At 51.1% G+C, this 9,381-nt stretch carries 9 protein-coding genes; 2 read left to right on the forward strand and 7 right to left on the reverse strand.

Features of this window, described 5'->3' with window-relative positions; all coding sequences use genetic code 11:
* Positions 1–303: 303 nt before the first annotated feature.
* Positions 304–981 (forward strand): carbonic anhydrase, encoded by a 678-nt coding sequence (locus PPL9_RS24035; RefSeq protein WP_057465095.1) that lies wholly within the window; start codon positions 304–306, stop codon positions 979–981.
* 63 nt (positions 982–1,044) lie between these two features.
* Here the strand turns inward: PPL9_RS24035 and PPL9_RS24040 are convergent, their stop codons facing one another.
* From PPL9_RS24040 to PPL9_RS24055, 4 genes are all read right to left on the reverse strand, one after another.
* Positions 1,045–2,484 carry an APC family permease gene (locus PPL9_RS24040; protein WP_057465096.1) on the reverse strand — a complete coding sequence of 480 codons (1,440 nt, stop codon included), beginning with the start codon at positions 2,482–2,484 and terminating at the stop codon, positions 1,045–1,047.
* Positions 2,484–3,914, reverse strand: a complete 1,431-nt coding sequence (locus PPL9_RS24045) for an amino acid permease (protein WP_057465097.1) — start codon at positions 3,912–3,914, stop codon at positions 2,484–2,486. The genes PPL9_RS24040 and PPL9_RS24045 overlap by 1 nt, the downstream gene beginning before the upstream one ends.
* Positions 3,915–4,033: 119 nt before the next feature.
* The gene (locus PPL9_RS24050; protein ID WP_057465098.1) at positions 4,034–4,369 is read right to left on the reverse strand and encodes a hypothetical protein; all 336 of its coding nucleotides are present in this window, start codon (positions 4,367–4,369) and stop codon (positions 4,034–4,036) included.
* Positions 4,366–4,707 (reverse strand): helix-turn-helix domain-containing protein, encoded by a 342-nt coding sequence (locus PPL9_RS24055; RefSeq protein WP_057465099.1) that lies wholly within the window; start codon positions 4,705–4,707, stop codon positions 4,366–4,368. The genes PPL9_RS24050 and PPL9_RS24055 overlap by 4 nt, the downstream gene beginning before the upstream one ends.
* Before the next feature lie 82 nt (positions 4,708–4,789).
* On the opposite strand from PPL9_RS24055, the gene PPL9_RS24060 reads away from it, so the two are divergent.
* A complete protein-coding gene (locus tag PPL9_RS24060; RefSeq protein ID WP_057465100.1) occupies positions 4,790–5,680 on the forward strand; it encodes a DMT family transporter in 891 nt (296 codons plus the stop codon).
* A gap of 47 nt (positions 5,681–5,727) precedes the next feature.
* Here the strand turns inward: PPL9_RS24060 and PPL9_RS24065 are convergent, their stop codons facing one another.
* The 3 genes from PPL9_RS24065 to PPL9_RS24075 form a co-directional block, all read right to left on the reverse strand.
* Entirely contained in the window at positions 5,728–7,545 is a 1,818-nt protein-coding gene (locus PPL9_RS24065; protein WP_057465101.1) for a hypothetical protein, read from the reverse strand.
* Positions 7,542–8,021 carry a type III secretion system chaperone gene (locus PPL9_RS24070; RefSeq protein WP_057465102.1) on the reverse strand — a complete coding sequence of 160 codons (480 nt, stop codon included), beginning with the start codon at positions 8,019–8,021 and terminating at the stop codon, positions 7,542–7,544. The genes PPL9_RS24065 and PPL9_RS24070 overlap by 4 nt, the downstream gene beginning before the upstream one ends.
* Before the next feature lie 201 nt (positions 8,022–8,222).
* Positions 8,223–9,381: MATE family efflux transporter (locus tag PPL9_RS24075; protein ID WP_208989586.1), on the reverse strand; the 1,159-nt coding region annotated here is incomplete at its 5' end.

Raw genomic sequence — 9,381 nt, forward strand, 5'->3', positions numbered from 1 at the left:
TCATGGTGAGGATTGAGGCACCGGCAGTGTGCGAAAGCAGCCGGTCAACAGCTACTCCCCTCATCTACCGCAGGGCGCGTCTCTCCCCGACTCTACCGCTCTCATCAAGGAAGAGATGAAGGTCGAAATAGAAGTCATGGCTCGAAGGAGCTAATCGGGCTTTTGACTTTCGAGAAACTGGCAAGGTACATTGTGGGCGTGTATGCAGAGAAACTTTTAAGTTTCTGGTCTTTTCGCCAGTTGAAAGATCGTTTGCCTTAGCTATATAGGCAGACAATACCGACACTAACGAGATGGCGACGCATGACTGATTTTCCGAAAGAACTGCTGACTGGATACGGCCTTTATAAAGAGCGGATTTATCGCCAGTTTGAAGAGGAATATCAAAACCTCGCCATCTATGGCCAAGAACCTGAAGTGATGGTGATTTCCTGCTGTGATAGCCGGGTTACACCTGAAGGTATCTTCCATGCGCAGCCGGGGGAACTTTTTGTAGTTCGTAACGTGGCGAACCTGGTGCCTCCATTTATCCAAGGCGGTGGCACGCACGGTACCAGTGCAGCGCTTGAGTATGCAGTGACTGGCCTGAAGGTGAAGCATCTTGTTGTGCTGGGCCATTGCAAGTGTGGTGGTGTTCAGGCTTTCCGCGAAAGTAATGGCAAACTCAGCAAGACTGGTCAGTTTGTTGGGCCGTGGATAAAGATGTTGGAACCTGCTGCGATCACGCTGGCTTGTACTCCTGTCGATAAGCACGAAGATCCGCAACTTGCGCTGGAATATGCTGGTATTCGTCAGAGCTTGAAGAACCTGATGACGTTCCCGTTTATTGAAAAGCTTGTCACACAGGGGAATTTAGACATTCACGGTGCGTGGTTTGATATTGGCTCCGGTTCTTTGCGGGTTATGAATAAGGAAACCGAAATCTTTGAAGATGCGCAAGATCTGCGTGCGCGTTTGAAAGAGCAGGAAGCTGAGGACTAAGCCTTTGTAGGGTAAGAGAGCGAACCAGAGTGTTGGTTTGATAGAGTTTTGGAGGGTCGCGTTCTATGGTGTAGGGCGCGGCTTTTTTGTTTGTTTGCTGGCTTTCCAATTGGGGCGGCGTACCTTCCAGAGAATGAACGGAATACTGAGTGTGAGGAACACGCCGGGGATGATGATTGCCAGGTAAGTTGTTGCCGGAAAGTCGGGTTCGTCGGGAGGCCGGAAGCCGATCATGAAGGCAATGAGCGAGATGCTGAAGCCGATGCTGCCCAACACCCAGATGCCCCAGTTGCCGAACGGGACCTTATAGGTCCGCGGAACATTGGGGTATTTGTATCGGAGCCGGATTGCGGTGCTGTAGAGCAGTAAATACATGACAGAGTAAAGCAGGACGGCTGTTGAGGTGAGGTACAAAAACACCTCGTTGGTCTTCACGTGAAGCAGGAAAGCGGTTGCGATGAGTGTGGCGATGGTGGCCTGCACCAACATGAGTGGCACTGGCATATCGTGAGTGTTCGAGCCATGTAGGAATTTGGGGAGCATGCCATCCCGTCCTGCGACTGCGAGGCTTTTCACTGGTCCTGCAATCCAAGTGCTGACTTGTCCGGCGGCACCAACAGCGATGAACATAGCCGCAATGGGCAAGATGTTCGGCACGCCATAATGATCGAGCAGTATTGTGAAGGTTTGCAGGACGCCAAGGGTGTTCGAGATCTCTGTTACCGGGATGATCATAGCGATGGTCAAACCGCCTAGAAGAGAAATTGAAAAGCCGATGAATGCTGCGATGAGGATTGCGATTGGGTAGGTGCGCCGAACGTTCTGAACTTCTGTCGCGTGGCCCGCTGAAACTTCCATTCCAATAAAACCAAAGAGGAAACTGAGGAAGAGGAACAAGGTTGAGGTTTGAGAGAGGGATGGGATGATATTGGCTGTGGTGAGGCTGATATCAATAGCGGGTTGTGCTGGTCCAGTCACATAGAGCAGGCCCAGTGTGATCATGGTGAGGGATGGAAAGATGGTTCCCGCCAACAAGCAAATGCCAGCAATACGTTTTGTGATGCGAGTGCCTTTGAAGTTTGCGAAGGTTGCACCCCAGTAGATGATGATGACACCCGTGAACATGAGCCATGGGTTTTCATCAAGTGGACGGTCAAACACAAATGCGAGGGCTGCGGTGGTGTAGGCAACGGTTGCGACCATGGCGAAAATGGCCTGAAACCACTGCAGGAAGATTGCCATGAACCCGAATGGGGCGCCGAAGGCTTCCTGCACCCAGGTGTAGACACCATGTTTGGGCCAACCTGTTGCCAATTCTGCTGAAATGAGGGCGACTGGCAGGATATAGCAGAGGATCACTGCTGTGTTGAAGAACAGGATCTTCATGCCGGTTTGTGCCATGAGCGGCATATTCAGCATAGTCATGAAGAGCGCTGTGGTCATAAACACCAAGTGCCAAAGGGTTATGTGGTGCTTTGGCTGATTGCGTGGTGTTTTGCCCATTACTCGTGCCCTCTACTTTTCGAGGCGTGCGAGATTTTCTTGCGGCGTAGGAACCATATGCTGAGTGGAACCAGCAGGGCGAGAATAACGGCCACAACCATGAGGCCTTCAAAGCTCTTTATTGAGAATGGCAGGGATGGTGGGGGAATGAAGCCGATCGCAAAGCAGCTTATGGCAGTCAACATACCGATGATACCGAGCAGCCAGATGCCCCAATTGCCGCCAGGCACTCTGTACGGGCGCGGGATATGCGGATGAGTGTAACGCAGGCGAATGGCTGCTACAAACATCAGCAGGTACATCAATGAGTAAAGCAGTACAGCTGTTGAGGTGAGGACGAGGAACACCAGATTGACGTTCTCGAAGAGAATGAAGCTTAGAGCAATGAATGAAATGAGAGATGCCTGCAGGATCAGAAGTGCTGTGGGGACGTTGTTTTTGTTGGCTTTAGCGAAATGTGCTGGCAGCAGTCCCTTTCTGCTGGCTGCCCACATGCCTTTTACCGGACCAACAATCCAGGTGCTGACCTGACCGGCTGCCCCGACTGCGACCAGCAGTGCGATGAAGGGTGTTAGAATGGAAAGGCCGTAGGCATTCAGATAAGCGGAGAAAGCCTGAAGGGCGCCGTTGATGTTGGAGATATTGCCTTTTTCAAGGATGAGTGAGACAGCAAGCCCACCCGCAAGGGTGATGACAAAGCCTGCGATTGCTGCTGTGAAAATTGCACGCGGATAATTCTTTTGCGGGTTTTCTACTTCGTTTGCATGGCAGGCGGACACTTCGATGCCGACAAAGCCGAACACGAAGCTCATGAAGAAGACGAGGCTGGTGGTGTCGGAAAGTGATGGAACCCAGTTTGAGAGTGTTGCTGAGGTGTCGAGTGCAATGGTTTCACCATCAAACAGATAGTAGATGCTAAAAAGGATCAGCAGGGCTGAGGGAAAGAAGACGCCGATGGAGACAGCGTAACCTGAGATCTTCTCCGAGGTTTCTGTTCCTCTGAAATTGATCAGTGTTGCAGCCCAATAGAGGGCGAGCACCGAGAAGGTGATGTAGTAGCGATTTGAGCCCAACTCCGGATCAAAGGCATATGTGAGTGTGGCTGTGGCATAGGCGACGATTGATGTGACGCCGAAGATGGATTGTATCCATTGCAGGAACACGGCCACGAAGCCGACGGGCGTGCCGAAAGCAGCTTCGACCCAATGGAACACACCATTTTGCGGCCAGCCTGTTGCAAGTTCTGCTGAGATTAATGCTGTTGGAATGAGGAAAGCAAACACGGTGATGGCGTTGAGCAGGACCATTTGCATACCGGTCTCTGCCATCATTGGCATGTTTCGCAGGGTCATAAACAGTGCTGTGGTGATCAGCACCAAAGGGATGAATGCGATTTTGTGTTCAGCGCTGGGCGGTTTTTCCTGCTGCATGGGCCACCGGCATAGTCTTTGATGCTCTAAACTTTAAATTGAGGGCCTGAAAAAAGACTGAGAGTGCAGGTGGGAAGCGACTTGGTGGCATTAAGTTGCTGTTAGGTGTGAGCGCTGGGCTAGATGTCTTCTTTGCAGATGGTACGATCAACTTCCATCAGCTCAACAGGTGCCCCATTTACCTCGATAAAGGCCACGGTTAGTCCGAGGATGGGGGAGTTGGGTTCTATGATAACCTTCTGGTCTTTCAGCGCCTCTTCCAAATCGTCAACTTCAAAGGCCACGTGTGCCACTGTCTTCACGATCTCAGGGTAGGGCGCACCTTCGTCATAGCGCTGCCACTGGATGCCGAAGGGATTGTTTTTGTGGTCGCTGACGGTCATGTGCAGGTGAGGCAGCGGAATCTCTTCCTCGAAGTATCCCTTGGTTGGAATGCCGATATGGTTGAATTTCATTGGTCATCTTTCAGTTTGGCTGCATGGGACCATGTTTGAGACCAGTGGCCTAAGGGTTGCAGGTAGGTGAACAGGTCTTCGCCTTCTGCTGTCAGTTCGTAGCCGCTTTTTCCATTCATGACGATCCCGCATTCTCGTAGTTCTTTCAAACGGGTATTGAGCACAGTGGGTGAGACTGAGTCGCAATTGGACTGGAGAGTGCGGAAGGTTTGCGGGCCGGTTGAAAGGTTCCAAATGATGCCAAGAGCCCATCGTCTGCCAAGCAAATCAAAGAGAACCATGATTGGTTTGCCGGATTTTGAGCCGCGAACCGGGGTTCCTGCCTTAGGTATTTTCACAGATATAGGGCTTTCCTTTTTGCTAGGTTTGTTATAGCGATGTATTGCTACAAATATTGTAGCATGTTTGGAGAGTTTTGCTATGGTTGTTTTCGCGGTGTCGTCTGCTCTGGCGGCATCATTAGGGTGGGCATGTGGATCAATGTTGGCCCACCGACCGCTACAACGTGTTGGCGTTTTTGAATTTACGCGCATTCAACTGTTAACATCCGGCGCTATCCTGTGTGTGCTTTGCTCTGTGTTGGGGTACTGGCAAACAGTTGATTGGAGCCAATGGCCTGCCTTTGTGGTGAGCGTTGTTGTCAGTGTGATCATTGGCAACTTGGCTTTGATGGCGTGTTTGCGCCGAGCTGGGCCGCGGCAAACAGAGTTGTTGCTCTCTCTCAAAACGCCGATCGTTGCTGTGCTTGCCTTCGCGTTTCTTGGTGAGGAGCTGAGCTTTACCGAAATTGTTGGCATCGCAATCGCTCTGTTCGGCATTTGCCTGGCGATTTTGTTTGGAAGTTCTGATCAGGAAACAGAAGCTACTCGTCGCAGTGGCGGGTTGGTTGTGATTGTGTTGCTGGCGCTTGTTGCAGCTGCTTCGCAAGGGATTGGAATGCTTGTCCTGAAACCATTGCTTGTTGCTGGGACCGAGCCTCTGGCAGCTTCAGCTGTGCGGGTTACCGGCGCTGCGTTTATTGTGGCGCTGGTTGGATTGATGCCTGTCTCGGCGGTTCAGGCCTCAACAGAGATGAGCTGGATGCTGTTGTTTCGCGTGGTGCTGCCCGGGTTTATTGGATATGGCATATCTGTTTCGCTGCTGCTCTATGCCTACGCTCATTATGATGCAGCTGTTGCCAGCATTCTTGGCTCTCTGTCGCCTGTTTTTATTCTGCCATTGCTCTGGATGCGAACAGGAAACATGCCAAGACCTCTGGCCTGGGGTGGTGCTCTGCTATCGCTCGGCGGAACAGCAGTGATTTTGCTGTAACAGGACTGGTGCCAGCAGTTATGTTGCTGCTGGCACGCTTCGCTAGATCAGAAGCTGAGCTGTAGATTGTGCTTCTTGAAGATGCTGTCGAAGTGTTTCACGAGTCCGTTTGCAACATCAGCTGTTTGCTCAGGCTGCTCATCTGGCAAGGAAAACTCATCTAAGACCAAGTTTTTTTCTTCCATGAATTCTTCTTCAGACATCTGGTCGGCTTCAGGCAGGCTCAAAGCGTCCAAAACTGGGTTAAACAGTTGTTTGAAAGGCCCCTCAAGCGTGGCAATTAGCTCTGCATGATGTGCTTGAGCTTCAGCTTTGTTTCGACCAGCTTGTTGTACCCGTACTTCTAGTAGTTTCAATGAGACTTCTGAAACTCGCTGGATACCTGCACCAATCAGTTGGAGATTAAGGCGAAGTTTGTCTGAGTAGAAAGCCTCGTTCAACTTGGTTTTCATTTCTGGGTGGTCATTGAATATTTTCGTAAAATGGCGTGCTGAAGAAGACTTATTTGTATCTCCTCCAAAGGCGCTCGCATTTTTTGAGTATTCTGCGGCATAAGCGAGTGTCGACTCGACATCGAGGTTTTCAGAGGCAAGTTGCTCAACAAAGCCCTTGATTGTGTAGTTGGTTGCATTTGCAGATTCAATTTGCCTACCCAGTTCGGTGACTGCTGCGTTGAGGATGCCTCCTTGCTCCTCAAAATGATTGCCTACCTTCAATTGCTCGACAATTTCCTGAGCAGCGAGACTAGGTAGCCAATTTTGTGCAGCGCTGATTTCTTTGGGTGTTCCCTCAGGAACAAATGGAGTGATTTGTGCGCTAAACTCATCTGTTTGAGCGATTTCACTCAGTGTTGATTTTAATACGCCCTGAACAGCGCAGTTGGTGATTGTCTTTTTGACAATCGCCTCGATCTGGTCAGTAAGGTCGTTCGTGCCTTCTGGGCCAGACCATGTTTTGAACTCGCCGTTCAATACCGATGCGATTAATCCAAATGCGCTTGGGCTCACCTTCTCAGCAGGCAAGTCCAATTCAGCGAAGACCTGCTTAAGGGCTGTTCCGCCTGCGCTTGCTGATTGAAGCGCTTCGATGGCGCGAAGCTGGTTGTTTACGGCCTGTTGAATGTGTTCATCCTTCAAGCTGCTGCGAATAGAAGAGTTTGATTTGTCTGATCTGGATTGATTTTCCAGTTTGCCTTGAACGTTTTCCTGCAGTTTTGTGATCTGCTCAGGGGAGACATTGTCCCAGTCGATCTGGATGCCAGCCTCTGAAGCAGCTGCTGCCAGGTGTTCACGGTCGCCCAGTTTCTCGATGTGCTGAGTGATGCTGGCGTCTATTACTTCCAGATTCTTCGCAACATCCTCTGCAATCTGTGAGACAATTGCTTTTATTTGCTCAGGATCGGTTCCGGCATTTGCAAACTCGCTTGAGCCTTCCAGCAATTTGGTGACATTGGCTGCTACCTCTGCACCATGCGTTTTGGTGACGCTTGTGAGGATATCCGCTCGTGCGGTTACATTCTGCTCTTCGACATTGCTTTCCTGAGCATTCAACGCGAACTCAACTGTGTCCAGTACCTGTGCTTTGGTCAAGCTGTGGGCTTTCCCATCACCTGGTGCGAAAGCCTTGTAAGCGGCTTCACCGACGTCTTTGCCGAATTCTGTTTTTAATGCTTCCTGAAAACGGGTCTGATCTGCAGATTTCTGGCCATCTCCAGTGATATGGAGCTTGGCCCAGGAGAGTACTTTTCCGCCAACCGATGTATGAGAAGTGCGTTGTGTAACGGTCTCTTGCGTGGTGTGCAGTTTGTCCAGACCGTTGTCGAATTGGGCTGCAGTTACAAAACTAGAGAGTTCAATGGTGCTCATACTCTTGCTCCAAAATCTGCGAAGTTATCGGTCTGGCAGGGGTTGGCGTGGCTTGGGTTATCCCAATTCGGGCTGAGACCTTCCGGGTTCTTGAGGCGCTCGTGCCAGGAGGCAGCTGTGCGGATGAACATGTCCAGCTTGTTGTGGAGGGCAAAGGAGGATCTGTCGGAGATTGTCACCACCATGGAGAGATTTATGCAGCTTGCTTTTGGGCTGATGTTAAACGCCATGGCATGACTGTCTGCAAACACGCAATTGGCCTGCATCAAAGCCTGAAGGACTTGCGGGTTGCTGGTGTCGCGCTTGCTGACAACTGCATTGAAAAGGAGGGTCTGGCTTTCATCTCGCCAGACGATGCTCATGGCGAGGTCCTGATCAAGACCGAGGAAAATCTGGTCGTCTTCGTTCAGGGAGAAGTTGTCAAAGCCAATTCTGTTGCCGAGTTCGATCAGCAATGCGTTTACTAAATCAGTCATGCAGTCTCGCGCGCCTCACCATAGAACGTGTATGCCGTTGATGCTGTTTCTTGCAATAAAGACGGTTCGTCTGTTGCAAGGAGATGCATCTATGAGACTAGATTTAGTGGAGGTGAGGAGAGGCTGCTGTCTTGTTTGGTACAGGTTGCCGACAAACTTGTGACCCTCGCATACTTTGATGCGTATGCGAGGGCTGGTTGGTTATGTATTCGCGAGAACTGTAGCCGGAGCGGCTGCTCGTTTGTGGGCGAGTACGATGACAAAGGTGAGCCCCAGCAGCAGAACCTCGGAGAACACACTGGCGTACCAAATACCGGCCTCTCCCATTGCATAGGGCAGGATGAGGGTAAGCGGGACTGCGAACAGGTAGGTTTTGGCCAGCATCAGAATGCCTGCGCGGGCGGCATCACCGATCGCCTGAAAGAATGTGCCCACCATCATCAACGGACCAGAGAGGAAGAACATCATGGACACGATTGGTATGATGCGCTCTACGTCTGCGATTGTGGCTGCGTCATCGACAAAGATAGCGCCCAGCTGGGAGCTGAACAGGAAGTAGATTGCCTGAACACCGCTGCAGTAGATGAGCGAGATTATGATCGCTATCTTCAAGGTTTGTGCGGTTCTGTCGTGCTTTTGGGCGCCGTAGTTGTTTCCTGAAATGGATTGTAGCGCCATGCTGAGACCTAGCAGAGGCAGGAATGTGAAGGTCATCATTCTGGTGATGATGCCATAGGCACCTGCGGTGACTTCATAGTTACTTCCGGCCCAAAGCTGATTTGCAAACAGCGTGACGGCAGCAGCCAGTGAGACGCCCGTGTAGCCAAGGCTTTGGGGAACACCAAGGGCGATGAGAGACTTCCATTGGAAGCTCACTGGCCGCCAGTTCAGGAAGGAAAGTTCTCTGCGCTTGGATGTGTAATAGACGATCAGCGCCACCAATGAAATCAGCTGTGCTGTCAATGTTCCATAAGCAGAGCCTGCCACGCCCCAGCCGAACTGCACCACATAGAGCCAATCGAAGAAGATGTTCAGGAATGCGGAGCTCAGGGTGATGACTGTCATGAGAGGCAGTAATCCCTCACAACGCAGCCTGTCGATGTTGATGGATAGAACAAACCCCAGCGGCGAACCCAAAATGAGGATCGCCATGTATTGATAGCCAATTCCAGCTAGCTCGTCAGAGCCGTTGGTCAGGAACAGAGCTAACTGAAATCCAGCGACCAGAAAGCTCACTATAAGGCTGCCGCAGACGATCAATGCGAGGGCGATCGCGCTGTCGATGATCTTCTTTGCGATGCGGTGGTTGTTGGCGCCAAAGGCTCTTGCATAGATGCTGGCGAAGCCGTTGGACACGAGC

Source organism: Pseudovibrio sp. POLY-S9, assembly GCF_001431305.1.
Lineage (GTDB): Bacteria > Pseudomonadota > Alphaproteobacteria > Rhizobiales > Stappiaceae > Pseudovibrio.

Excerpts from the sequence above, each read along its gene's own strand:
- PPL9_RS24035 (WP_057465095.1), top strand. The coding sequence starts at position 304 with ATGACTGATTTTCCGAAAGAACTGCTGACTGGATACGGCCTTTATAAA.
- PPL9_RS24040 (WP_057465096.1), bottom strand. The coding sequence starts at position 2,484 with ATGGGCAAAACACCACGCAATCAGCCAAAGCACCACATAACCCTTTGG.
- PPL9_RS24045 (WP_057465097.1), bottom strand. The coding sequence starts at position 3,914 with ATGCAGCAGGAAAAACCGCCCAGCGCTGAACACAAAATCGCATTCATC.
- PPL9_RS24050 (WP_057465098.1), bottom strand. The coding sequence starts at position 4,369 with ATGAAATTCAACCATATCGGCATTCCAACCAAGGGATACTTCGAGGAA.
- PPL9_RS24060 (WP_057465100.1), top strand. The coding sequence starts at position 4,790 with ATGGTTGTTTTCGCGGTGTCGTCTGCTCTGGCGGCATCATTAGGGTGG.
- PPL9_RS24065 (WP_057465101.1), bottom strand. The coding sequence starts at position 7,545 with ATGAGCACCATTGAACTCTCTAGTTTTGTAACTGCAGCCCAATTCGAC.
- PPL9_RS24070 (WP_057465102.1), bottom strand. The coding sequence starts at position 8,021 with ATGACTGATTTAGTAAACGCATTGCTGATCGAACTCGGCAACAGAATT.